This window comes from Pseudomonas sp. GW822-FHT04C11 (assembly GCF_058800905.1).
In genome coordinates, this window is record NZ_JBXAMS010000001.1 from 120,323 (window position 1) to 145,856 (window position 25,534).

20 protein-coding genes are annotated in these 25,534 nt (G+C 58.3%); 16 read left to right on the forward strand and 4 right to left on the reverse strand.

Annotated elements, in window-relative coordinates; translation table 11 throughout:
* Positions 1-704 precede the first annotated feature (704 nt).
* Entirely contained in the window at positions 705-3,143 is a 2,439-nt protein-coding gene (locus tag AC1RJ3_RS00595; RefSeq protein WP_493077303.1) for a penicillin-binding protein 1A, read from the reverse strand.
* A gap of 216 nt (positions 3,144-3,359) precedes the next feature.
* On the opposite strand from AC1RJ3_RS00595, the gene AC1RJ3_RS00600 reads away from it, so the two are divergent.
* The 12 genes from AC1RJ3_RS00600 (at position 3,360) to AC1RJ3_RS00655 (ending at position 20,054) form a co-directional block, all read left to right on the forward strand.
* Entirely contained in the window at positions 3,360-4,424 is a 1,065-nt protein-coding gene (locus AC1RJ3_RS00600; RefSeq protein ID WP_216742899.1) for a pilus assembly protein PilM, read from the forward strand.
* Positions 4,424-4,990: a PilN domain-containing protein gene (locus AC1RJ3_RS00605; RefSeq protein WP_493076950.1), complete on the forward strand. Its 567-nt coding sequence runs from the start codon at positions 4,424-4,426 to the stop codon at positions 4,988-4,990. The genes AC1RJ3_RS00600 and AC1RJ3_RS00605 overlap by 1 nt, the downstream gene beginning before the upstream one ends.
* Positions 4,987-5,610 carry a type 4a pilus biogenesis protein PilO gene (gene pilO / locus AC1RJ3_RS00610; RefSeq protein ID WP_054595229.1) on the forward strand — a complete coding sequence of 208 codons (624 nt, stop codon included), beginning with the start codon at positions 4,987-4,989 and terminating at the stop codon, positions 5,608-5,610. The genes AC1RJ3_RS00605 and pilO overlap by 4 nt, the downstream gene beginning before the upstream one ends.
* Positions 5,607-6,134, forward strand: a complete 528-nt coding sequence (locus tag AC1RJ3_RS00615) for a pilus assembly protein PilP (protein ID WP_054595230.1) — start codon at positions 5,607-5,609, stop codon at positions 6,132-6,134. The genes pilO and AC1RJ3_RS00615 overlap by 4 nt, the downstream gene beginning before the upstream one ends.
* 13 nt (positions 6,135-6,147) lie before the next feature.
* Positions 6,148-8,229: a type IV pilus secretin PilQ gene (locus AC1RJ3_RS00620; RefSeq protein ID WP_103317121.1), complete on the forward strand. Its 2,082-nt coding sequence runs from the start codon at positions 6,148-6,150 to the stop codon at positions 8,227-8,229.
* Between the two features lie 4 nt (positions 8,230-8,233).
* Positions 8,234-8,752 (forward strand): shikimate kinase AroK, encoded by a 519-nt coding sequence (gene aroK, locus AC1RJ3_RS00625; protein WP_054595232.1) that lies wholly within the window; start codon positions 8,234-8,236, stop codon positions 8,750-8,752.
* Between the two features lie 147 nt (positions 8,753-8,899).
* A complete protein-coding gene (gene aroB, locus AC1RJ3_RS00630; RefSeq protein ID WP_054595233.1) occupies positions 8,900-10,000 on the forward strand; it encodes a 3-dehydroquinate synthase in 1,101 nt (366 codons plus the stop codon).
* Positions 10,001-10,010: 10 nt separating this feature from the next.
* Complete coding sequence (locus AC1RJ3_RS00635; RefSeq protein ID WP_103317123.1) at positions 10,011-11,612, forward strand: AAA family ATPase; 1,602 nt, start codon at positions 10,011-10,013, stop codon at positions 11,610-11,612.
* A 349-nt stretch (positions 11,613-11,961) separates the two neighbouring features.
* Positions 11,962-16,407 carry a glutamate synthase large subunit gene (gene gltB, locus AC1RJ3_RS00640; protein ID WP_493076954.1) on the forward strand — a complete coding sequence of 1,482 codons (4,446 nt, stop codon included), beginning with the start codon at positions 11,962-11,964 and terminating at the stop codon, positions 16,405-16,407.
* Positions 16,408-16,440: 33 nt separating this feature from the next.
* Positions 16,441-17,859 carry an FAD-dependent oxidoreductase gene (locus AC1RJ3_RS00645; RefSeq protein WP_054595236.1) on the forward strand — a complete coding sequence of 473 codons (1,419 nt, stop codon included), beginning with the start codon at positions 16,441-16,443 and terminating at the stop codon, positions 17,857-17,859.
* Positions 17,860-18,102: 243 nt separating this feature from the next.
* Positions 18,103-19,170, forward strand: coding sequence for a uroporphyrinogen decarboxylase (gene hemE, locus AC1RJ3_RS00650; protein ID WP_054595237.1), 1,068 nt, complete (start codon positions 18,103-18,105; stop codon positions 19,168-19,170).
* A 365-nt stretch (positions 19,171-19,535) separates the two neighbouring features.
* Positions 19,536-20,054, forward strand: a complete 519-nt coding sequence (locus tag AC1RJ3_RS00655; protein WP_103317128.1) for a cytochrome b — start codon at positions 19,536-19,538, stop codon at positions 20,052-20,054.
* A gap of 11 nt (positions 20,055-20,065) precedes the next feature.
* On the opposite strand, the gene AC1RJ3_RS00660 is transcribed toward AC1RJ3_RS00655, so the two are convergent.
* On the reverse strand, positions 20,066-21,310 hold the full coding sequence (locus AC1RJ3_RS00660; RefSeq protein ID WP_493077305.1) for an MFS transporter: 1,245 nt from the start codon (positions 21,308-21,310) through the stop codon (positions 20,066-20,068).
* Positions 21,311-21,462: 152 nt separating this feature from the next.
* Between AC1RJ3_RS00660 and AC1RJ3_RS00665 the strand changes: the two genes are divergently transcribed.
* The gene (locus AC1RJ3_RS00665) at positions 21,463-22,356 is read left to right on the forward strand and encodes a LysR family transcriptional regulator (protein ID WP_493076957.1); all 894 of its coding nucleotides are present in this window, start codon (positions 21,463-21,465) and stop codon (positions 22,354-22,356) included.
* A gap of 92 nt (positions 22,357-22,448) precedes the next feature.
* Entirely contained in the window at positions 22,449-22,736 is a 288-nt protein-coding gene (locus tag AC1RJ3_RS00670) for an addiction module antidote protein (protein WP_019691390.1), read from the forward strand.
* A 219-nt stretch (positions 22,737-22,955) separates the two neighbouring features.
* On the opposite strand, the gene AC1RJ3_RS00675 is transcribed toward AC1RJ3_RS00670, so the two are convergent.
* Both AC1RJ3_RS00675 and AC1RJ3_RS00680 read right to left on the reverse strand, forming a co-directional pair.
* Positions 22,956-23,210, reverse strand: a complete 255-nt coding sequence (locus AC1RJ3_RS00675) for a hypothetical protein (protein WP_019691391.1) — start codon at positions 23,208-23,210, stop codon at positions 22,956-22,958.
* A gap of 33 nt (positions 23,211-23,243) precedes the next feature.
* On the reverse strand, positions 23,244-23,627 hold the full coding sequence (locus AC1RJ3_RS00680; RefSeq protein WP_493076960.1) for a DUF6124 family protein: 384 nt from the start codon (positions 23,625-23,627) through the stop codon (positions 23,244-23,246).
* A 438-nt stretch (positions 23,628-24,065) separates the two neighbouring features.
* Between AC1RJ3_RS00680 and AC1RJ3_RS00685 the strand changes: the two genes are divergently transcribed.
* Together AC1RJ3_RS00685 and AC1RJ3_RS00690 are read left to right on the forward strand one after the other, a co-directional pair.
* A complete protein-coding gene (locus AC1RJ3_RS00685; protein ID WP_493076962.1) occupies positions 24,066-24,662 on the forward strand; it encodes a helix-turn-helix transcriptional regulator in 597 nt (198 codons plus the stop codon).
* Positions 24,655-25,533 (forward strand): queuosine precursor transporter, encoded by an 879-nt coding sequence (locus AC1RJ3_RS00690; protein ID WP_493076964.1) that lies wholly within the window; start codon positions 24,655-24,657, stop codon positions 25,531-25,533. Before AC1RJ3_RS00685 ends, AC1RJ3_RS00690 begins: the two co-directional genes overlap by 8 nt.
* The last annotated feature ends 1 nt before the right edge of the window (position 25,534 follow it).

A 25,534-nucleotide genomic window follows, 5' to 3' on the forward strand; every position in this document is an offset into this window, starting at 1 on the left:
GCCCCAAGCGTACGGCACCTCGCCTAGGCTCGGCGTCCCCTCACTCCGGTGTCCATCAGGGGGCATCGCCTACGGTCTGCTTCGCGACGACCTCCTCTCGATGTGTCCGGCTGCGCCGTACGGCGCTGCGCGCCCACCCCCTGATGAACACCTGCGCTCGGCCTCCCGATAGGGGCGGGTGGATCAAGATCAACAGCAAAGCACGGCGGCCTACCGGCCGGCCTGAGTGGTTGGGGCGTGTGCGGCTTCAGAAGCTGATCGTTCCCACGCGCAGCAAAGGAATGCCGCCAGGGACGCTCCGCGTTCCGCTTCACGAGCTGAAGCGGAGCGTGGGAACGATCATTTGTGTAATGCCCGTAGGATGAGGTCGGAACTTGATGACAGCATCACGGGCAACGTAGAAATCTCTGACAAGTCTTTAAGGTTGCCTCTCGGAAGCGTGGCCTCTAGCCTTTGATCGTCGCTGCCAATTCAGCGACCGGATTTGACCGTCCGTGTAAATCAAGGCGCACCAGTGCCCAAGACCTGTTTCAGGCGATTTTTTCGTCTGGGGTATCGTGTCATGGCGGCTGTGCGTGGGACACCTTCGGGTGTGCCGGGTCCCTTGATTCCCGGTCTGTCAATCCGCGTACAGCTGCCACCTCCAGAAACTAAAAAGCCCCGCCTTCAAACGAAGAGTGGGGCTTTTTGTTGGGGCTGCGCGATCAGAACAGGTCGATCGGCGCCGCTTCGTCCGCGGGCAGTGGGCTGCCCGGTGCATTGCCGTTGCCCAGTTCGTTGATCGATGGCGGGGAGTCTTCGGACTTGAACAGCTCGAAGTAGGCGCCAGGCGTGCTTGGGGTGGCTGCGCGGCCGCTGATCGGGTCAACCCGCAGGCTGAGGATGCCTTCCGGCTCGGCCTGGGTATGTGGTGGTTTGCCTTTGAGCGCGGCGCTCATGTAGTTCATCCAGATCGGCAGCGCCACGGTGCCGCCGAACTCGCGCTTGCCGAGGCTTTCCGGTTGGTCGAAACCGGTCCAGACCGTGGTCACGTAATCGGCGTTGTAGCCCGAGAACCAGGCATCCTTGGATTCGTTGGTGGTCCCGGTCTTGCCTGCGATGTCGCTGCGGCCCATGGACAGGGCGCGACGTCCGGTACCGAGCTTGATCACGTCTTCGAGCATGCTGTTGAGGATGAAGGTGGTGCGCCCGTCGATGATCCGTTCTGCGACGGCCGGTGCTTGTACGGTGGTTTGCGCTGCCGGGGCTTCACCTGGCGTCGGGTTGACCGTAAAGGTGTTGCTCACCGGCGCTGCAATCCCGTTGCTGGCGATATCGCCTTTCGGCACGCTTGGCGGGTTGGCGACGAACAGCGTGTCACCGTTGCGGCTTTCGATCTTGTCGATGATGTACGGGGTGATCTTGTAGCCGCCGTTGGCAAAGGTGCTCCAGCCGGTGGCGATTTCCATTGGCGTCAGCGTTGCGGTGCCCAGGGCCAGCGACAGGTTGCGCGGCAGGTCCTGCTTGTTGAAACCGAACTTGCTGATGTAGTCGATGGTGCGATCGACGCCCAGCGCCTGGAGCAGACGGATCGATACCAGGTTGCGCGACTTGTAGAGCGCTTCACGCATGCGGATCGGGCCGAGGAAGGTGTTGGTGTCGTTCTTCGGACGCCAGACTTTGTCCAGGTACTCGTCGACGAACACGATCGGGGCGTCGTTGACCAGCGTTGCCGGGGTGTAGCCGTTATCCAGCGCAGCGCTGTAGACGAATGGCTTGAAGCTCGAGCCCGGTTGGCGCTTGGCCTGCATGGCGCGGTTGTAGTTGCTCTGCTCGAACGCGAAGCCGCCGACCAGCGCGCGGATGGCGCCGTTTTGCGGGTCCAGCGAAACCAGTGCGCTTTGGGCGACCGGAATCTGGCTGAACTTCAGGGCGTTGTCCGCTTGGCGCTGTACGCGAATCAGGTCACCGACCTGGGCGACGTCCGATGGCTGCTTCGGTGCCGGGCCCATGCTGTTGGTGTTCAGGAACGGGCGCGCCCATTTCATGCTGTCCCAGCTGACATGTTCTTCGCCGTTGCGGGTCAGGACCTGCACGCCGTTTTTCTCGATCAGAGTGACGATGGCTGGTTCCAGGCCGCTGATGGTGCGCTGTTTGGTCAGTTCCGTGGCCCAGGCAGCAGGCGTCTTGCCTGGCAGGCGGGATTCAGGGCCGCGATAGCCGTGACGCTGGTCGTAGGTGATCAAGCCTTCATGGACGGCGGTGTTGGCCATTTCCTGAAGGTTACTCGGCACGGTGGTGGTGACGCGGAAACCTTCGGTGTAGGCATCGCTACCATAACGACCGACCATTTCGGCACGGGCCATTTCGGCGATGTACGGCGCGTTCACTTCCGGCGTCGGCACGTGATAGCTGGCGTTCAGCGGCTCGTTGATCGCGGCCTGATACGCCGCTTCGTCAATTTTCCCGAGCTTGTACATGCGGCCCAGGATCCAGTCGCGACGTTCTTTGCTGCGCGCCGGGTTGGCCAGCGGGTTGAAGCGCGAAGGGGCTTTCGGCAGGCCGGCGATCATCGCCATCTGCGCCAGGCTGACGTCGCGGATCGACTTGCCGTAATACACCTGCGCCGCCGCCTCGATGCCGTAGGCGCGGTTGCCCAGATAGATCTTGTTCACGTAGAGCTCAAGGATCTCGTCCTTGGTCAGCTGACGCTCGATTTGCAGGGCCAGGAGGATTTCCGTGGTCTTGCGCGAGAAGCTACGCTCGCTGGTGAGGAAGAAGTTCTTCGCCACCTGCATGGTGATGGTGCTGCCGCCGGATTGAATGTGTCCGCTTTTGACCAGTTGGCTCGCGGCACGCATCAGGCTGCTGGGGTCGACGCCATAGTGATTGGCGAAGTTGTCGTCTTCGGCACTGAGTAACGCATTGATGAAATTCGGTGGGATGTCGGCGAAGCGGATCGGTGTGCGGCGCATTTCGCCAAACTCGGCGATCAATTTGCCGTCGCTGCTGTAGACCCGCAAAGGAATCTGCAACTGAATGCTTCTCAGCGCCTCCACGGATGGCAATCCCGGACTAAGGTAAAGAAAAGCGCCGCTCAGACCGAGGAGCAGTCCGCAGAAAACGGCGACGATGGACCACCCGAAAAATTTCAGCAGACGAATCAAGGCTTTTGGACATCCAGGGTAAAGAATGAATTAGGCGTCAGGGCATTCAAGGTAAGCAAGGGTCGACCCGCGCTTGAGAAAGCGGAAAAAACGCTGGCCATTATAAGCATTTTTCCGCCAAAAGCGCATTTGGCGCCTCTGTCAAGACGCAGCTATTGAACGCAATGAATCATAAAGAGTCCGTAACTCACGGATAGTCATAGGGAATTGCAAGTGCTGGGACTCTTCAATAAAAAAAGCCGCACGCTTTTGGGGATCGATATCAGCTCCACTTCGGTGAAGCTTCTCGAGCTAAGCCGTGCAGGCAATCGATACCGGGTCGAAGCCTACGCGGTAGAGCCGCTGCCGACCAACGCCGTGGTCGAGAAAAATATCGCCGAACTCGAAGGCGTCGGGCAGGCGTTGTCCCGGGTGTTGCTCAAGGCCAAAACCAGCGTCAAGAGTGTCGCGGTGGCGGTTGCCGGATCGGCGGTCATCACCAAGATCATCGAAATGGACGCCGGGCTTTCCCCCGATGAAATGGAAAATCAGCTGAAGATTGAAGCTGACCAGTACATCCCCTATCCCCTCGAAGAAGTCGCCATCGATTTTGAAGTGCAGGGCGCCTCCCGGCGTAATCCCGAGCGGGTCGACGTATTGCTGGCGGCCTGTCGCAAGGAAAACGTCGAAGTTCGCGAAGCTGCGCTGGCCCTTGCCGGCCTGACCGCACGGGTCGTCGATGTCGAGGCGTACGCGCTGGAGCGTTCATTCGGCTTGCTGACGGCACAGTTGGCCGGCGTGACCGAGCGTTCGACGGTGGCCGTGGTCGACATCGGCGCCACCATGACCACCTTGAGCGTGCTGTCCAACGGCCGAATCATCTACACCCGCGAGCAGTTGTTCGGCGGTCGTCAGTTGACGGAGGAAATCCAGCGCCGCTATGGCATGACGGTTGAACAGGCCGGTCTTGGAAAAAAACAGGGTGGCTTGCCTGAAGACTACGTCAGCGAAGTCCTGCAACCGTTCCGCGAGGCGCTGGTGCAGCAGGTTTCGCGATCGTTGCAGTTCTTTTTCGCCTCGGGTCAGTACAACGCGATCGACTACATCCTGCTGGCCGGTGGCACAGCCTCGGTCACCGGGCTGGATCGACTGATCGAGCAGCGCCTGGGCACGCCGACGCAGGTGGCCAATCCGTTTGCGGACATGACATTGAGCAGCAAGGTCAACGCCAGTGCCCTGGCCAGTGATGCGCCGGCGCTGATGATTGCCTGCGGCCTGGCGCTGAGGAGTTTCGACTGATGGCGCGGATCAATCTTCTCCCTTGGCGCGAAGAGCTGCGTGAGGAGCGTCGCAAGCGCTTCCTGTTGGGGTTGGCCGGCGCGCTGGCGGCGGCGGTCGGGGTAATTTTGCTGGGTGATCACGCCATCAGCAGTGCGATTGATCGACAGGTCGTCCGCAACGATTACGTCGGCAAACAGATCGCCGTGCTGGATGACCGGATCAAGCAGATCAGCGATCTGAAAACCCGTCGTCGGCAACTCGTGGAGCGGATGCGGATCATCCAGGACTTGCAAGGCAATCGATCGGTCAGCGCACGTATTTTCGATCAACTGGCGCGCAGGCTGCCGGACGGGGTGTATTTCACCGACGTGAAGCTGGTCGATAAAACGCTGTCCATCAGCGGGGCGGCAGAGTCGAACAATCGCGTCTCGGAGTTGTTGCGCAACCTCGATGCCTCCGACCGGTTCGAGTCGCCGAACCTGACCGAGGTCAAAGCGACCACGGCCGGCGCGCTGGATCAGGCCAACGTGTTTCAGTTGACCGTTCGTCAGTCTCAACCGGCCGCAGCGGAGGACGCGAAATGAGCCCGTCCCAATGGTTCGAGGGGTTGCGCAAGGTCGATATCAACGACCTGGACCTGAACAACATAGGCTCCTGGCCCACGGCGATCAAAGGCCTGGCCAGCGGGCTGCTGATCGTGCTGGTGCTGGCGCTGGGTTACAGCTTTTACCTCAAGGATCTTGAAGATCAGCTTGAGCAGGCCCGCGCCGGGGAAGCCACCCTCAAGGAGCAGTTCGCGAGCAAGGCGCACATGGCGGCCAATCTGGAGCGCTACATCGAGCAGATGAAAGCAATGGAAACCTCCTTCGGCGTGCTCCTGCGGCAGTTACCCGGCGATACCGAGGTGCCCGGTCTGCTGGAAGATATCACTCGCACCGGATTGGGCAGCGGGCTGGAGTTTGAAGAGATCAAGCTGCTGCCGGAAGTCACCCAGCAGTTCTACATCGAGTTACCGATCCAGATCACTGTCACTGGCGCCTACCATGACCTGGCGACCTTCGTCAGTGGCGTCGCCAACCTCCCGCGGATCGTCACCCTGCACGATTTCAACGTCGAGCCGGTTGTTCCGGGCAGCGGCGCGAAACTGCGCATGAACATCCTGGCCAAGACTTACCGCTACAACGACAAGGGGCTGCAGAAATGAACGCGGCCCGATGGTTTTCGCTGGCTGTGCTGCTGGGAGGGCTTGCCGGTTGTGGCAACGGTAACGACTTCAGCGATCTGGACGCCTACATGAACGAGGTGCGTCTGCATCCGCCCGGCAAGATCGAGCCGGTGCCGACGTTCAGGTCCTACGAGACATTCACTTACAGTGCTGCGTCGTTGCGCAGTCCGTTTTCACCGCAGATCAGGGTCGACCTTGCAGGTCGAAAACCGGGGGCACGCAACGTCAAGCCCGATCCGAACCGGGTCAAGCAATACCTTGAAGGTTTCAACATCGAGCAGTTTGAAATGGTCGGCACTATTTCCAATGCGTCCGGCGCCTTTGCGCTGCTGCGCGGTGCCGGTGGGGTGCATCGGCTGAAGGTCGGTGACTACCTGGGGCGCAACGATGGCCGGATCGTGGCCATCAGCGACTCGCAAGTCGATGTGGTCGAAATCGTTCCCGATGGCCAAGGTGCCTGGCTGGAGCGAGCGCGGACTATTCCTTTGAAAGAGCACTCATAGTGGAACTCGTATCATGAACAGGATCTTCTCAACCCTCGGTTTTTCGCTATGGATGGCGCTGCTTTCTCCGATGGTGCAGGCAGCCAATCTCAAAGCGCTGGATGTCGCCGCGCTGCCGGGTGATCGCATCGAGTTGAAACTGGCTTTCGACGGGCCACCGCCCGCGCCTCATGGCTATACCACCGATCAGCCGGCACGCATCGCCCTTGATCTGCCGGGTGTGAGCAGCCAACTGGCGAGCAAGACGCGGGATCTGGGAGGCGGCAACGCTCGCAGTGCGACAGTGGTCGAGGCCAAGGACCGCACCCGTTTGATCATCAACCTGACGCAGTTGACGCCTTACAGCACGCGAGTCGAGGGCAATACGCTGTTCGTGGTGGTTGGGCAGGCTGCTGCCGCTCAGAAACCCAGGCCAGCGGCACCGCGAGTGGCGAGCGCCATGCCAGTGGCCGCCAAGACTTATGCTCCCGTGAGCAAGGCCATTCGCGGCGTGGACTTTCAACGCGGTGAGCAGGGTGAAGGCAATGTCGTCATTGACTTGTCAGACCCCGGTATCAGCCCGGACATCCAGGAGCGTGACGGCAAGATCATTCTCACCTTCGCCAAAACCCAGTTGCCCGAACGGTTGCGGGTTCGCCTGGACGTCAAGGATTTCGCCACGCCGGTGCAGTTCGTCAACGCCAGTGCGTCTGCCGATAAAGCGAGCATCAGCATCGAGCCCAGTGGTACATACGAATATTCGACCTACCAGACCGACAACAAGCTGACCGTCAGTGTCCGCCCGATGACTGTCGACGATCTGCAGAAGCGCAACGCAGATCGTTTCGCCTACAGCGGTGAGAAGCTGTCGTTGAATTTTCAGGACATCGATGTGCGCTCGGTACTGCAACTGATCGCTGACTTTACCAACCTCAACCTGGTGGCCAGCGACACGGTGCAGGGCGGCATCACCTTGCGCCTGCAAAACGTGCCGTGGGATCAGGCGCTGGATCTGGTGCTCAAGACCAAAGGGTTGGACAAGCGCAAGATCGGTAACGTCTTGCTGGTAGCGCCGGCAGATGAGATTGCCGCCCGCGAGCGCCAGGAGCTGGAGTCGCGCAAACAGATCGCCGAGCTGGCGCCACTGCGCCGTGAGCTGTTGCAGGTCAACTACGCCAAGGCGGCGGATATCGCCAAGCTGTTCCAGTCGGTGACCAGCGCCGAGGCGAAAGTCGACGAGCGTGGTTCGATCACTGTCGACGAGCGAACCAACAACATCATTGCCTACCAGACCCAGGATCGCCTGGATGAGCTACGGCGAATCGTCGCTCAGCTGGATATTCCAGTGCGTCAGGTGATGATCGAGGCGCGGATCGTCGAAGCCAACGTCGACTACGACAAAAGCCTCGGCGTGCGTTGGGGCGGCTCGGTCCGCAACAAGGGTAACTGGAATGCCTCCGGGGTCAGCAACGGGGCCAACGCCTCATCGACCATTGGTACACCGGGCAGCACCAGCACCAACTCACCGTTCGTCGATATGGGCGCGGCAGGGAATACATCGGGGATCGGCATCGCCTTCATCACCGATAACGTGTTGCTGGACCTTGAGCTGACGGCCATGGAGAAGACCGGTAACGGGGAAATCGTCTCTCAACCCAAAGTGGTCACCTCCGACAAGGAAACCGCGAAGATCCTCAAGGGTACGGAAATCCCCTATCAGGAAGCCAGCTCCAGCGGCGCGACATCGGTGGCGTTCAAGGAGGCCTCGCTGTCTCTGGAGGTGACGCCGCAGATCACCCCGGATAACCGCATCATCATGGAGGTCAAGGTCACCAAGGATGAGCCGGACTACCTGAACAAAGTGCAGGATGTGCCGCCGATCAAGAAGAACGAGGTCAATGCCAAGGTACTGGTCAACGATGGCGAAACCATCGTCATTGGCGGGGTTTTCTCAAATACTCAGAGCAAGGTTGTAGATAAGGTGCCATTTCTCGGTGATGTGCCGTATCTTGGCCGCCTTTTCCGGCGTGACGTGGTGTCGGAGAAAAAATCCGAGCTGCTGGTATTTCTCACTCCGCGTATCATGAATAACCAGGCGATTGCTGTGAGTCATTGATTCTGTGCGAAATTTGATTCTTGTTGGGCCGATGGGTGCTGGAAAAAGCACCATCGGTCGCTTGTTGGCCAAAGAGCTGCGCCTGCCGTTCAAGGATTCCGATAAGGAAATTGAATTGCGCACGGGCGCCAATATCCCGTGGATCTTCGACAAAGAAGGCGAACCCGGCTTTCGCGACCGCGAGCAGGCGATGATCGCCGAGCTGTGCGCGCTTGATGGCGTGGTGCTGGCGACGGGTGGTGGCGCAGTGATGCGCGAAGCCAATCGTCGGGCGCTGCATGCTGGCGGGCGTGTGGTGTATCTGCATGCGTCCGTCGAGCAGCAGGTCGGGCGCACCGCGCGTGATCGCAATCGTCCTCTGTTGCGCACCGCCGATCCGGCAAAAACCCTCCGTGATCTGCTGGCATTACGCGATCCGCTGTATCGGGAGATCGCCGACCTGGTGGTGGAAACCGATGAGCGGCCGCCGCGGATGGTGGTCCTGGACATCCTGGAGCGCTTGCAGCAGCTGCCTCCCCGTTAATGCGCAGGACGAAATGCGCTATCCTCGGCTCCGGTCATGACCGTTCGAAGGTGTGGCGCATGACGAACGGGCAGCGTCACACACGCAGATGTTGTCAGTCGATAATGTAAGGCCGGACACCTGATTCCAACTTCACTGTGGGGACACATGCAGACACTTAAGGTCGATTTAGGCGAGCGAAGCTACCCGATCCATATTGGCGAAGGGTTGCTGGATCAGCCCGAACTGCTGGCGCCGCATATCGCCGGGCGGCAAGTCGCGATCATCTCCAACGAGACCGTTGCGCCGCTGTATCTAGAGCGTCTGACCCGCAGCCTTGCACAGTTTTCGGTGATCTCCGTGGTTCTGCCTGACGGTGAAGCCTTCAAGAACTGGGAAACCCTGCAAACCATCTTTGACGGCCTGCTCACCGCTCGCCATGACCGCCGCACCACCGTGATCGCCTTGGGCGGCGGTGTGATAGGCGACATGGCCGGTTTTGCCGCTGCTTGTTACCAGCGTGGTGTCGATTTCATCCAGGTTCCGACCACCTTGCTGTCGCAAGTCGACTCTTCGGTGGGCGGCAAGACCGGCATCAACCACCCGTTGGGCAAAAACATGATTGGCGCCTTCTATCAGCCGAACGTCGTGTTGATCGATACCGCAACGCTCAATACCTTGCCGGCTCGCGAGTTGTCGGCGGGTCTGGCGGAAGTCATCAAATACGGGTTGATCTGCGATGAGCCGTTCCTGACCTGGCTCGAAGACAACGTCGATCGCTTGCGGGCACTGGATCAAACGGCCCTGACCTACGCTATCGAACGCTCCTGCGCGGCCAAGGCTGCTGTGGTCGGTGCCGACGAGCGCGAGTCTGGGGTGCGCGCTACGCTCAATTTGGGCCATACCTTCGGCCACGCCATCGAAACCCACATGGGCTATGGTGTCTGGCTACATGGTGAAGCGGTGGCTGCTGGCACTGTAATGGCCTTGGAAATGTCTTCGCGCCTGGGCTGGATCAGCGACCAGGAGCGTGATCGCGGCATTCGCCTGTTCCAGCGGGCCGGGTTGCCGGTCATCCCACCTTCAGTGATGACCGAAGCCGATTTTCTCGAACACATGGCAATTGACAAGAAAGTAATCGACGGTCGTTTGCGACTGGTGTTGTTGCGCCGCATGGGCGAAGCCGTAGTGACCGACGATTATCCGAAAGAGGTTTTACAGGCCACGCTGGGAGCGGATTACCGCGCCCTGGCTCAGCTTAAAGGTTAATAAGATCCCGATGACTAGTTTGCATGCCGACGAGGCGTTCCTCGGCCATTACCAGTTGAGTCACGACCCTTTCGCTCCACGGGTGCCTGGCTTCAAGTTCTTCCCTGCCCAGCGCAAGCCCGTGCTGGGGCAACTGCATCACCTGGCCCGTTACAGCCAGTTGTTGCTGGTGGTTACCGGCCCGCAAGGTAGTGGCAAGACCCTGTTGCGTCAGGCGCTGGTAGCCAGCACCAACAAGCAGTCGGTGCAGAGCGTGGTGGTTTCCGCCCGTGGCGCCGGTGATGCGGCGGGTGTGTTGCGTCAGGTGGCTCAGGCGCTGAACGTTGCCCAGGCTGAAGTCGGTGCGATTCTCAAGCAAGTGGTGCAGCTCGCACTGACCGGTCAGGAAGTCTATTTGCTGGTCGATGACGCCGAGCAGCTCGACGAGTCCGCCCTTGAAGCGCTACTGGCGTTGGCGGCGGGTGCGCCGGAAGGTCGTCCGCACGTGTTCCTGTTCGGTGAGTCGTCGCTGATCGCTGAACTTGAGCAACTGAGCACCGAGGAAGAGCGCTTCCACGTCATCGAACTGCAACCTTACGCCGAAGAAGAAACCCGCGAATACCTGGCCCAGCGACTCGAAGGCGCCGGTCAGGGAATCGAACTTTTCTCTGCGAATCAGATCTCTGAGATACACGAAAGCTCCGATGGATGGCCTGGAAACATCAATCAGGTCGCCCGCGATGCGATGATCGAAGCCATGATTGCTAGCCGCTCAGCGGTCAAGCGTCCAAGTATGGGGTTCAACATGCCGAAGAAACACGTATTGGCGATATCTGCCGTAGTCGTGGTCGCGGTGGCCGCCGCCTGGTTGATGCCGGGTCGCAGCAAGGCACCAGCCACCGGCGCGCCTGCCAATGAGCAGGCGCAATTGCCACTGGGCACACCGAAACCGAATGGTGGTGCTCCGTCGGTCGAGTTCGCCGGTAATACCCAGCCGATGCCATTGCCGCTGGTCGGACAATCGCAGCCGGTTATGCGCGGCCCATTGGCGGAAGCTGCGGGCGGTATCACTGAAGGCGACGACGGCGTGCCAGTCGAAGGCTCCAGCGCCAAACCGCCTACCGTGACCACCACTGCGCCGCCAGCCGGTATTCCGGCCGGTCCGACGCCAGCCCCTGCACCAGCGCCTGCGGCCAAGCCAACGCCAGCGCCGACTCAGGTCGCAACTGCCAAGCCAGCCCCGGCACCTGCGGCCAAACCGGCTCCAGTGGCCAAACCTGCCCCAGTCGCCAAAGCTGTCGAGAAACCGGTCGAGAAGCCGGCGACCGTCGCCAAAGCCGCAACCGGTGGCACCTGGTACGCAGGTCAGGCGCCGGGCAATTATGTAGTGCAAATCCTCGGCACCAGCTCTGAAGCCGCGGCGCAAAACTTCGTCAAGGAGCAGGGCGGCGAGTACCGCTATTTCAAGAAAGTCCTCAACGGCAAGCCGCTTTACGTCATCACTTACGGTAGCTTCGCCAACCGCGATGCAGCCGTTACCGCCATCAAGGCCTTGCCAGCGAAGGTTCAGGCTGGTAAACCTTGGCCTCGCTCTGTCGCCAGCGTCCAACAAGAACTGGCAACAGCTCGCTGAAGATTCGGCGGCCTTACCCAGGCCGCCTCTCCCGGCACCTCAAAATTTCTGCAAGCGCATGCGGCTGTCAAAGCCGCGTGCCTTGTGGCGTCTGCGTCACAGTAGTCTTTGAGTCGTTGCGGTCAACATTAAAAATGTTTTGACTAGCACAGCATATCGCTTTAAACCTTTCACAAATGCGACATAGATTTGCGACATTTCGTCGTCAAATTTGTGAGCCTCTGTGTCGGTGTGTACAATGACCTCCCTTTTGCCCCCGCAAAGCTGGCGTACGTTCGGCGTGGAAGGTAACTGGCTGAATTGAAAAGAAATTTGTCTCGATAAGAGGCAGCCTGGTGAGAAAGTGTCTATGAAAGCAGGTCTGTACCAACCAGATGAGTTCAAGGATAACTGCGGTTTCGGCCTGATAGCCCATATGCAGGGCGAACCCAGTCATACCCTGTTGCAAACGGCCATTGAGGCCCTGACCTGCATGACCCACCGCGGTGGGATCAACGCTGACGGCAAAACCGGCGACGGTTGCGGTCTGCTGATGCAAAAGCCCGACGTGTTCCTGCGAGCCATCGCCCAGGAAACGTTTGGTATTGAACTGCCCAAGCAATACGCCGTGGGCATGGTGTTCTTCAACCAGGACCCGGTAAAAGCCGAAGCGGCTCGCGAGAACATGAACCGCGAGATCCTGGCTGCCGGCCTGCAACTGGTGGGTTGGCGCAAAGTGCCGATCGACACCAGCGTTCTCGGCCGTCTGGCGCTCGAGCGCCTGCCGCAGATCGAACAAGTGTTCATCGGCGGTGCGGGCCTGAGCGATCAGGACATGGCCGTCAAACTGTTCACGTCCCGTCGTCGCTCGTCCGTGGCCAACGCCGCCGACCTCGACCACTACGTCTGCAGCTTTTCGCACAAGACCATCATTTACAAAGGCCTGATGATGCCGGCGGACCTGACCGCCTTCTATCCAGACCTCAGCGATCAGCGCCTGCAAACCGCAATCTGCGTGTTCCACCAGCGCTTCTCCACCAACACCCTGCCGAAATGGCCGTTGGCTCAACCGTTCCGCTTCCTCGCGCACAACGGTGAAATCAACACCATCACCGGTAACCGTAACTGGGCCCAGGCTCGTCGCACCAAGTTCACCAACGATCTGATGGATCTGGATGAACTCGGCCCGCTGGTCAATCGCGTGGGTTCCGACTCCTCGAGCATGGACAACATGCTGGAGCTGATGGTCACCGGCGGCATCGACTTGTTCCGTGGCGTGCGGATGATCATTCCGCCTGCGTGGCAGAACGTCGAGACCATGGACCCGGATCTGCGTGCATTCTACGAATACAACTCGATGCACATGGAACCGTGGGACGGCCCGGCCGGCGTGGTAATGACCGACGGTCGTTATGCGGTGTGCCTGCTCGACCGTAACGGTCTGCGTCCGGCGCGTTGGGTTACCACCAAAAACGGCTTCATCACCCTGGCCTCGGAAATCGGTGTCTGGAACTACCAGCCTGAAGACGTGATCGCCAAGGGCCGCGTTGGCCCGGGTCAGATCTTCGCCGTGGACACCGAAACCGGTCAGATCCTCGACACCGATGCCATCGACAACCGTTTGAAGTCCCGTCATCCATACAAGCAATGGCTGCGCAAGAACGCCCTGCGTATCCAGGCGACCATGGAAGACAACGACCACGGTTCGGCGTTCTATGACGTTGACCAGCTCAAGCAATACATGAAGATGTATCAGGTCACGTTCGAAGAACGTGATCAGGTGCTGCGTCCGCTTGGCGAACAAGGCTATGAAGCCGTTGGCTCGATGGGCGACGACACGCCAATGGCAGTGTTGTCCCAGCGTGTGCGCACGCCGTATGACTATTTCCGCCAGCAGTTCGCGCAGGTCACCAACCCGCCGATCGACCCGCTGCGTGAAGCCATCGTCATGTCGCTGGAAGTCTGCCTCGGTGCCGAGCGCAACATCTTCCAGGAGTCGCCGGAACATGCCTCGCGCGTGATCCTCAGCTCGCCGGTCGTTTCCCCGGCCAAGTGGCGCTCGCTGATGAACCTCGATCGTCCAGGCTTCGAACGCCAGATCATCGACCTCAACTACGACGAGGCGCTGGGCCTTGAAGCCGCGGTGCGCAATATCGCTGATCAGGCCGAAGAGGCCGTGCGTTCCGGGCGTACCCAGATCGTGCTGAGCGACCGTCATATTGCCCCGGGCAAACTGCCGGTTCACGCTTCGCTGGCCACTGGTGCGGTGCACCATCGCCTGACCGAGAAAGGCCTGCGTTGCGACAGCAACATCCTGGTCGAGACCGCCACCGCACGCGACCCGCATCACTTCGCGGTGCTGATTGGCTTCGGCGCTTCTGCGGTTTATCCGTTCCTGGCTTACGAAGTGCTGGGCGACCTGATCCGCACCGGTGAAGTGCTGGGCGACCTCTACGAGGTGTTCAAGAACTACCGCAAAGGCATCACCAAAGGCCTGCTCAAGATCCTCTCGAAGATGGGCATCTCGACCATCACCTCCTATCGCGGAGCACAACTGTTCGAAGCGATCGGTCTGTCTCAGGAAGTCTGCGACCTGAGCTTCCGTGGCGTGCCGAGCCGCATCAAGGGTGCGCGTTTCGTCGACATCGAAGCCGAGCAGAAGGCCTTGGCTGCCGAAGCCTGGAGCCCGCGCAAGCCAATCCAGCAGGGCGGTTTGCTGAAGTTCGTCCACGGTGGCGAATATCACGCGTACAACCCGGATGTGGTCAGCACGCTGCAAGCCGCTGTGCAGCAGGGCGACTACAGCAAGTTCAAGGAATACACGGCGCTGGTGGACAACCGTCCGGTGTCGATGATCCGCGACCTGTTCAAGGTCAAGACCCTTGATACGCCGCTGGATATCAGTGAAATCGAACCACTGGAATCGGTGCTCAAACGCTTCGACTCCGCGGGCATCTCGCTCGGCGCATTGTCGCCGGAAGCTCACGAAGCCCTGGCCGAAGCCATGAACCGCCTCGGTGCGCGTTCCAACTCCGGCGAAGGCGGCGAAGACCCGGCGCGCTACGGCACTATCAAGAGCTCGAAAATCAAGCAGGTGGCCACCGGCCGTTTCGGTGTGACCCCGGAATACCTGGTCAACGCCGAAGTGCTGCAGATCAAGGTCGCACAGGGCGCCAAGCCCGGCGAAGGCGGTCAACTGCCAGGCGGCAAGGTCAACGGCCTGATCGCCAAGCTGCGCTATGCAGTGCCGGGCGTGACGCTGATTTCGCCACCACCGCACCACGACATCTATTCGATCGAAGACTTGTCGCAGCTGATTTTCGACCTGAAACAAGTCAACCCGAAGGCCCTGGTCTCGGTGAAGCTGGTAGCAGAAGCCGGCGTTGGCACCATCGCCGCTGGCGTGGCCAAGGCCTATGCCGACCTGATCACCATTTCCGGATACGACGGCGGTACCGGCGCATCGCCGCTGACCTCGATCAAGTACGCGGGCGCACCGTGGGAACTCGGCCTGGCTGAAACCCACCAGACCCTGCGCGGCAACGACTTGCGCGGCAAGGTTCGGGTGCAAACTGACGGCGGCCTGAAAACCGGCCTCGACGTGATCAAGGCGGCGATCCTCGGCGCTGAAAGCTTCGGCTTCGGCACCGCGCCAATGATTGCCCTGGGCTGCAAATACCTGCGCATCTGCCACCTGAACAACTGCGCCACCGGCGTGGCGACTCAGAACGAAAAACTGCGCAAGGACCACTACATCGGTACGGTCGACATGGTGGTGAATTTCTTCACCTACGTCGCCGAAGAAACCCGTGAGTGGCTGGCGAAGCTGGGCGTACGTTCCCTCGAAGAGCTGATCGGTCGTACCGATCTGCTGGAAGTCCTCGAAGGTCAGACCGCCAAGCAGCAACACCTGGACCTGACGCCGTTGCTCGGCAGCGATCACATCCCGGCAGACAAGCCACAGTTCTGTCAGGTAGACCGCAACCCGCCGTTCGACAAAGGCCTGCTGGCCGAGAAGATGGTCGACATGGCCACTTCGGCGATCAACGACCTGAGCGGCGCCGACTTCGCTCTGGATATCTGCAACTGCGACCGTTCGATCGGCGCGCGGATCTCCGGTGAAATCGCTCGCAAACACGGCAACCAGGGCATGGCCAATGCGCCGATCACCTTCCGCTTCAAAGGGACGGCCGGTCAGAGCTTTGGCGTATGGAACGCCGGCGGCCTGAACATGTACCTCGAAGGCGATGCCAACGACTATGTCGGCAAAGGCATGACCGGCGGCAAACTGGTCATCGTTCCGCCAAAAGGCAGCGTCTACAAGACTCAGGACAGCGCCATTATCGGCAACACCTGCCTGTACGGCGCCACGGGCGGCAAGCTGTTCGCCGCCGGTACTGCGGGCGAGCGTTTCGCGGTGCGCAACTCCGGTGCTCACACCGTGGTGGAAGGCACTGGCGATCACTGCTGCGAGTACATGACCGGTGGTTTCGTCTGCGTATTGGGCAAGACCGGTTACAACTTCGGCTCAGGCATGACCGGCGGTTTCGCTTACGTGCTCGACCAGGACAACACCTTCGTTGACCGGGTCAACCACGAACTGGTTGAAATCCAGCGGATCAGCGGTGAGGCGATGGAAGCCTATCGCAGCCACCTGCAACGCGTGCTGAACGAATACGTCGAGGAAACCGACAGCGAGTGGGGTCGTAACCTCGCTGAAAACCTCGATGACTACTTGCGTCGGTTCTGGTTGGTCAAGCCTAAGGCTGCCAGCTTGAAATCGTTGCTTTCCAGCACCCGTGCCAACCCGCAGTGATATGCGCCTGAAGAGTTTGATGAGGTTTTAACAATGGCTGAACGTCTGAATAATGACTTCCAGTTCATCGAGGTCGGGCGCAAGGATCCGAAGAAGAAACTGTTGCGTCAACGCAAGAAAGAGTTCGTGGAGATCTACGAACCCTTCAAACCCCAGCAGTCGGCCGACCAGGCCCACCGCTGCCTGGGTTGCGGTAACCCGTATTGCGAATGGAAGTGCCCGGTGCACAACTTCATTCCCAACTGGCTGAAGCTGGTGGCCGAAGGCAACATCCTCGCCGCCGCCGAACTGTCGCACCAGACCAACACCTTGCCGGAAGTTTGCGGCCGGGTGTGCCCGCAGGACCGTCTGTGCGAGGGGGCGTGCACCCTTAACGACGGCTTCGGCGCGGTGACCATCGGTTCGGTCGAGAAGTACATCACCGACACCGCATTCGCCATGGGCTGGCGCCCGGACATGTCCAAGGTCAAGCCGACCGGCAAGCGTGTCGCGGTGATCGGTGCAGGCCCTGCTGGCCTGGGCTGTGCCGACGTGTTGGTACGCGGTGGCGTGACCCCGGTGGTGTTCGACAAGAACCCGGAAATCGGCGGTCTGCTGACCTTCGGCATCCCCGAGTTCAAGCTGGAAAAGACCGTGCTGAGCAATCGCCGCGAAGTCTTCACCGGCATGGGCATCGAGTTCCGCCTGAACACTGAAATCGGCAAGGACGTGAGCATCGAGCAACTGCTCGAAGAATACGATGCCGTGTTCATGGGCATGGGCACCTACACCTACATGAAGGGCGGCTTTGCCGGTGAGGACCTGCCGGGCGTCTATGACGCGCTGGACTTCCTGATTGCCAACGTCAACCGCAACCTGGGCTTTGAAAAGTCGCCGGAAGACTTCGTCGACATGAAGGGCAAGAAGGTCGTGGTACTGGGCGGCGGCGACACGGCGATGGACTGCAACCGGACCTCGATCCGCCAGGGCGCCAAGTCGGTGACCTGTGCCTATCGTCGTGACGAAGCGAACATGCCGGGCTCGCGCAAAGAGGTGAAGAACGCCAAGGAAGAAGGCGTGAAATTCCTCTACAACCGTCAGCCAATCGCCATCGTCGGTGAGGACAAGGTTGAAGGCGTGAAGGTGGTCGAGACCCGTCTCGGCGAACCGGATGCCCGTGGCCGTCGCAGCCCCGAGCCGATCCCGGGTTCCGAAGAGATCATCCCGGCCGACGCCGTGGTCATCGCCTTCGGTTTCCGTCCGAGCCCGGCCTCGTGGTTCGAGCAGTTCAGCATCCAGACCGACAGCCAGGGCCGCGTTGTGGCCCCGGAACAGGGCCAGTACAAGCACCAGACCAGCAACCCGAAAATCTTCGCCGGTGGCGACATGGTGCGGGGTTCTGACCTGGTGGTGACGGCGATCTTCGAAGGCCGTAATGCGGCGGAAGGGATCCTGGATTACCTGGGCGTCTGACCCTCATCGCGAGTAAACCGCGTTCCCGTGGGAGCAAAGCTTGCTCGCGATAGCATCACCGCAGTAATCAGGTCGACCGAGGTGCCCGCATCGCGAGCAAGCTTTGCTCCTACGGGGGAGAGGTCGGCTCGTGAGGTGGTTCCACCGCGACAAATTGACCCGATAGACAAAAGGTGCGGCGCTTGCCGTGCCTTTTGCGTCGCGCTCTGAGAAAATGCCCGCACTTTTTTTCCGGATGCCGACATGACTGCCCTGAAGAACGACCGTTTCCTTCGCGCCCTGCTCAAGCAACCCGTAGACGTCACCCCTGTGTGGATGATGCGTCAGGCCGGTCGCTACCTGCCTGAATACCGCGCCAGCCGTGCCAAGGCCGGTGATTTCATGAGCCTGTGCATGAACCCGGAGTTCGCTTGCGAAGTCACAATGCAGCCGCTCGACCGTTATCCACAGCTGGATGCGGCGATCCTCTTCTCCGACATCCTGACCATCCCCGATGCCATGGGCCAAGGCCTGTACTTCGAAACCGGCGAAGGTCCGCGCTTCAAGAAAGTCGTCAGCACCCTGGCCGACGTCGAAGCCCTGCCAATTCCTGACCCACACAAAGACCTCGGCTACGTCATGGACGCGGTCAGCACCATTCGCCGCGAGCTGAACGGCCGCGTGCCGCTGATCGGCTTCTCCGGTAGCCCATGGACCCTGGCCACCTACATGGTCGAAGGCGGCTCGTCGAAAGACTTCCGCAAGACCAAGGCCATGCTCTACGACAACCCGCAAGCCATGCACCTGCTGCTGGATAAGCTCGCGCAGTCGGTCACCTCCTACCTCAACGGCCAGATCATGGCCGGCGCGCAGGCGGTGCAAATCTTCGACACCTGGGGCGGTAACCTCTCGGCAGCGGCGTACCAGGAGTTCTCCCTGGCCTACATGCGCAAAATCGTCAGCGGCCTGATCCGCGAGCACGAAGGCCGCAAAGTGCCGGTGATCCTGTTCACCAAAAACGGCGGCCTGTGGCTGGAAAGCATCGCCGACGCCGGTGCAGATGCCTTGGGCCTGGACTGGACCTGCGACATTGGCGAAGCCCGCCAGCGCGTCGGCAACAAAGTCGCCCTGCAAGGCAACATGGACCCGACCGTACTCTACGCAAAACCAGAAGCCATTCGCGCTGAAGTTGGCCGCATCCTCGCCAGCTATGGCAAAGGCAGTGGCCACGTGTTCAACCTCGGCCACGGCATCACCCCGGAAGTCGACCCGGAACATGCCGGCGCCTTCCTGCGTGCGGTGCATGAATTGTCGGCGCAATACCACCAGTAATCCTGTTCTGGATAGCTGCCAAAGCCCGTCTGACCTTTGCGTCAGACGGGTTTTTTTGTTTTTCACGTTCTTGCGGAATGTGTCGGAAGTTATTCCATTCATTGCAAGTTAGTATTACTTGCAATGTCTGATTAATCATCCTGCTGAGATTTCCCGCGTTGGTGGGGGATTCTTCCTGCATAGAGTGTTTGTTTGTATCGGTAGAGTACTTTCTCGGCTATTTGAATTGTTCGGTGCCGAGACCGATTTTTTATTCATGGATGAACAGGAGTTAATAGTGTGATCAAAGAGAATGCCAAGCCATCAACAAATGATCGGGGTTTCCGCATCATGGCCCCTAATGTTCATTGGGTAGTTTAATTGGAATGAGGAATTCATCGTATTCGGGTTGGCAGAAGTTTCTGCATTGGTTATCTGCAGTCATCATCATATGGGCGCTGGGTAGCGGGTTTTATGTTTCTCTGTTTGATGTTTCATTGGCGGTCAAGGAGTGGGTGGCGTTTGTCAATGTATCGCTGACGACAGTGTTTTTACCGTTTTTCGCTCTGCGGGTATTTCTTCATTGGCGCCACAGCCGTCATGAAAACCGTCAGCCACTCTCACCCGTCGAGTTGTTTGTATTGTTTATGCACCGACTGATTTATCTGGTGACAGGTGTTGTCATGGTGACGGGTTTTTTGATGATGGATCGGGCAATCAATGTGTTTGATGTCTTGTTGATTCCACAGCCGCTGACGAATGCTTATTTGATTGTGCTGTTTTTTAAAATACATATCGTCGCGTGCGTGCTGCTCGCACTGCTGGTTGCGTTGCATGTGGCGGCTGTTATCAAGCACGAAGCTTCAGGGCGTCGAGTACTGAAACTCATGTCCTTTCGACGCTGAGCCCCGAAGCTTCAAGCCGGTTGGTTGTTTGGCAGCAATGGCAAGCGGGCCAGTTTCAACGCCACCAGCAGCGCAATCATCAGCAACCCGCCGATGAACAGGCCGATGCCGTTCCAGCCGCCCAGGTGCCAGAACACCCCGCCCGCCGTGCCGGCGACACTCGAACCGGCGTAGTAGCTGAACAGGTACAGCGACGAGGCCTGGCCCTTGGCTTTGGTCGCGCGGCGGCCGATCCAGCTGCTGGCCACCGAGTGTGCGGCGAAGAAGCCGAAGGTGAAGATCAACATGCCGATGATCACCAGCGGCAATGGCGTGAACAGGGTCAGCGCAAGACCTGCGAGCATCAGCACGATGGTTGCCCACAGGACTTTGCGCCGGCCAAGCTTGTCGGCCAATGCGCCGATTTTCGCCGAGCTGTAGATGCCCGACAGGTAGACCACCGAGAGCAAGCCAACGAAGGCCTGATCCATGTGATACGGCTCGGCCAGCAGGCGATAGCCGATGTAGTTGAACAGCGTGACGAACGCGCCCATCAGCACGAACGCTTCGAGGAACAACCACGGCAGCCCGGCGTCGCGAAAGTGCATGGTGAAGCCGTCGAGCAAGCTGCGCGGATGCAGCGAGCGGGAGCGGAAGTTGCGCGACTCGGGGAGGATTTTCCAGAACACCGCCGCCGCAATCAGCGCCAGGCCACCGATCACCAGCATCGCGGTGTGCCAGTTAACGAAGTCGATCAGTACGCCGACGATCAGCCGGCCGCACATCCCGCCAATCGCGTTGCCACCGATGTACAGTCCCATCGCCAGACCGATGTGCTGTGGATGAATCTCTTCGCTCAAGTACGTCATGGCCACCGCCGCCAGCCCGCTGAGAGACAGCCCGACCAGCGCACGCATCACCAGCACGCCCTGCCAGCTTGGCATCATCGCACTGGCCATGGTGCACAACGCTGCCGCGAACAGCGCCGCAACCATTACCGGTTTACGACCAATGCGGTCGGAGATCGGGCCGGTGATCAGCAAGCCGATGGCGAGCATCCCGGTGGCCACCGACAGGATCAGGCTGCTCTGCGCCGCGTTGATCGAAAACTCTCGGGAAAACAGCGGCATCATCGGCTGCACGCAGTAGAGCAGGGCGAAGGTCGCAAAGCCGCCGGAGAACAGCGCCAGCACCGTACGCATGAACATCGGCGTGCCTTTTTCGATGTACACATCATTCAGTTGGGCGACCACATCGTCCAGCGCAGTCGGCGGCAATTCATGGGCGAGCGGGGCGACAGCAGTTTTCACGGGGGACCTCGGGAGAGCACGGCCAGGCAGGCAATGGAAAAATCATATAGCTGGCTAATGTTTCTATCCAATATATTGTTCGACCTGTTTGATAGGTTTAACGACCTAATGGAGTTTTCATGGAATTGCGCCATTTGCGCTACTTCATCGCCGTCGCCGAAGAACTGCATTTTGGCCGCGCCGCACAGGTGCTAGGCATCTCTCAGCCGCCGTTGAGCCAGCAGATTCAGGTGCTGGAACAGGAAGTCGGCGCACGTTTATTCGAGCGTACCAATCGTCGGGTCGAGCTCAGTGAAGCCGGTCGGCTGTTCCTCGAAGAGGCTCGGCTGGTGCTGGCCCAGGTCGACAAGGCTGCCGACGTCGCCCGTCGAGCCCAACTTGGCGAGCTGGGGGAACTGAAGATCGGCTTCACCTCATCGGCGCCGTTCAACTCGACGATCCCGCAGGCGATCTTCGCGTTTCGCCAGCGCTTCCCGGCGGTGCATCTGAACTTGCGGGAAATGAGCAGCACCCAGGTTGCCGAGGCGCTGGTGGACGAGTCGATTCAGGTCGGGATCATGCGGCCATTGCCGCTGCCGGATTCGCTGGAGGTGGTCGAGTTGACGCGTGAACCCTTGGTGGCGGTGCTCAGCTCCAAGGACCCGCTGGTGGTCGGCAGCGAGGAAGGGCTGTTTCTGTCTGCACTGGCCCACGAGCCTTTCGTGTTCTTCCCGCGCAGCTATGGCAGTGGTCTATACGCGCAACTGCTGAACCTGGCGCGTGACGCGGGTTTCAGCCCGCACTTCACCCAGGAAGCCGGTGAGGCCATGACCATTATCGGCCTGGTGGCGGCAGGACTCGGGGTGTCGGTGTTGCCGGCGTCGTATCAGCGGATGCGCATCGACGGCGTGGTCTATCGGCCCTTGCTCGACCCGCTGGCGATGTCGGCGGTGTGGCTGGTGCAGCGCAAGGACCAGAAGTCGCCGATGGCCAAGGCGTTTGTCGAGTTGCTGATGCGTAAGACGGCACTTTAGTGGCAGTCCGTGTGGACGGTAGGTTCAAGTTGAGCGAGTGTAGCTTGAAGGCTACACTCGCTCGCATGACTGAAATCATTCGAAGCTCAACATTGACCGAACAATTTTCTCGCTGGGACTCTGCCGAGTACCTCAAGACCGAAGAGGACATGGCCAATTACCTGGATGCTTGCATGGAGGAGGCCGGAGATGACCCAGCCTTTATCGCCAAGGCGCTTGGCACCATTGCACGTGCCCGAGGTATGACCCAGGTTGCGCGTGATGCCGGGCTTTCACGTGAGAGCCTTTACCGAGCGCTGTCCGGCGAAGGAAATCCCGAGTTCGGTACGATCCTTAAAGTCGTCAAGGCGCTTGGGCTGAAGTTGCATGCCAGCACCTGATACATCGAAATAGAGCTATGGTTGTTTGCTCAACCTTGGGCAATACTGCCCACGTTCCCGAAAGGGGCTTGTGAGACTCTGAGGATCCTGGGCAACCAGCCATCGCAGAGCCAGGCAGGTAAAGGGCGATGACAAGCCGACCTGTTTGTGAAAGGGCGCCGAAAGGCGCCCTTTGTCGTATAAAAAACAGGCGATCCCACTGGGGTCGCCTGTTTTTTTTTACGCCGAAATCTGCGCCTGTAATCGTCGCCCGACGACATCCAGCAAATCGCAGCCATCGCGCAGTGACGTCACCAGCACCCGCGCCAGCTCACTATGAATGCCCTCGCTGAATGCGAAACACTCCAGCAGCTGGGTTGCAGTGCGGATGCGGTAGGCCGCGGTGTCGTGCAACACGTCCAGCGGTGCTTCGGTGTCGATCAGCAATGATGGGATGGTGCAGTCGATGCCGGTGATAGGCATATATCGATCCATGAAAACCTCCACTCGGTAAAAGAGCGCGACCACTCAGTGGGCGCTGTTGGACGGAACTTCAGGTAACCCCTCGGGCGGGTCCAGGTTGTCCAGCGCCCGATTGACCAGCAACTCGCCCAGCAAGGCCAACTGTTGAATCGCTAACGCCATATTGCGGTGCGAGCCTTCAAGTTCGGCGGCGAAGTCGGTGGTCATGACGTTGAGCGAGGCCAGGGTTTCACAGGCGTGACAGAGCAGGGATTCGGTGTCGACATTCGGGATGATCGTGAACACGTGGCTGATAGGGTCGGGGCGGCCTGGATTGCGCAGGCGGGCGCTGACGGAGCGTTCGGCGACTTCGGTGAGTTTGGATAAGTCGGTGGTGTCGTCGGGTGAACGGTCGGGCGATTGCGGGGAGTTGGCAGTGGTCTTTTTCATGACGGAGCTCCTTGCAAGGTTTAGGAAGGTGCCAGTCCCTTGGCAGCTTTACGTGAGTTGATGGGGCGGTCTATTTATTACCAGAAAATTCATTTTTATTAATCAAATAAATGAACATCTGTGTAATTAAATGATTCATGTGTGGCTGGTGTTCAAATAGCGCCCTTTCTAGCTATCTAGATTTCATCGATATTAAGCTAGTCAGCCACTTCTTAATTGATGTAAGAAAATTCACTAATTTGAGTGGGCGACATCCGTAGGACTTTGCGTCACAAGTAAAGGTATGAAACATTGTTTGACGGCTGTTCCATATGCTTGCACTATTATTTCGTGTGGGCGGCAAATATTTAGGGTGCTGGTCTCGCAAAGATTCACCTCCGTAGTCATTCAGCTAGGGCGTGTGGTTTGTTGCAACTATAAGCAAGTGGTAGATATTTAATGTATAGGAAAGACAAAGCGGAAAAACTGAAAAATAATATTAAGTACCTCATGAAGAGTCGCGGAGAAACGCGGCTGTCTTTGTGCAGTTCCAGTGGTCTGACCAGGACGACTATCTATAATATTCTGGAAGGAAGGGTAGTCAATGTACAGCAGTCTACTGTTCGAAAAATATCTGATTTTTTTGGTGTGTCTTATAAAGAAATAGAGACTGTTGATTTTGAAGAGAAAGAAATTATAGAGAGTAGTGTTTCTCTGCAGGGGAATATGAATCCTGCGGCGGTCCCGGTGATTAGAGAGAGTCTACTGATTCAGAGTCTGGACAAGAGAATTGGTGAGTTGGCAACGATTCATCCTCTTACCTATTATTTTGGTACGGCCAGCAATTTAATAGGTGTGCTTCTGGAGAACGAAATTAGTGGGGTAAATGAGGCGGGTGATCTCTTGATAGTGAAGAAGGGGTTGTCGAGTAGTAATAAAGAAAGGCTGGTGTACGACAAAACAACAGGAAGGTTATCTATCATCAGTGGGTTGTATTTTGATTCTGATAGCGTTTGTGTTGTTGGGGATGTCGTCGAGGAGAGGTTTAATGGTTAGTGACACTGAAGTCGAAAATAGTAAGTACAAGCTGTTAGGGTTTGAAAATAGCAAAAGCCTTGCTGTCATTATGGTAATCTCTACTGGCAAGGTCATTAAGGTAAAGTTAAGTGAGTTGTTGAAAAGTGAAATAGTAGATAATTTAAATAGGATGGAGGTGAAAGACATATGCAAGAAATTTTATTCCGGTGGGGCTGCATTAACTGCATATGAAATGAAAGATCGTCATGAAAGGTCGTGGATGACTTATGTTGTTCTCAATCTGTTGCTGTTTGTGCTTTATATTTTTACGAATGTTGCTGCGACCAAGCTTGTTTATTTGGAACGATTTGATGTTGTTGTCACTCCAGGTGTTTTTCTATATCCGCTGACGTTTTTAATAGTCGATCTGTTAAACGAGTCTTATGGGCTTAGACTTGCAAGGAAAGCTATATTGTTTGCTTTTGCGAGTAATGCTCTTATTGTGGTTCTACTGAGTGTCACTAGCTATTTTCCCGGGTTGCCTGGCTGGAAGCTTGATGAGTCCTATAGGGTAGTCGTTACACATGTGTCGTCTGTATTAGTGGCGTCCTCAATCTCTTTTCTTTTTTCTGAATATGTGAATTCGTACTTGCTATGTAGAATAAAAGAGCTGACAAATTCCAGGTTTCTATTTTTGCGAGTGTTTTTAAGCACTTTTTTTGCGGTGATAATAGACAGCTTTCTTTTCTGCTTTATTGCGTTTTATGGTGCTATGGAAAACGGTGACATACTCAATATAGTTTACGTTCAGATAGTTATAAAGATGTGTTTCGCGGTTTTTAACGTTTTGCCCGCCTACGGCGCTAGGTCATTATTTAAAAGGTACATAGCTGGAGCCCAAGCTGCTTAAG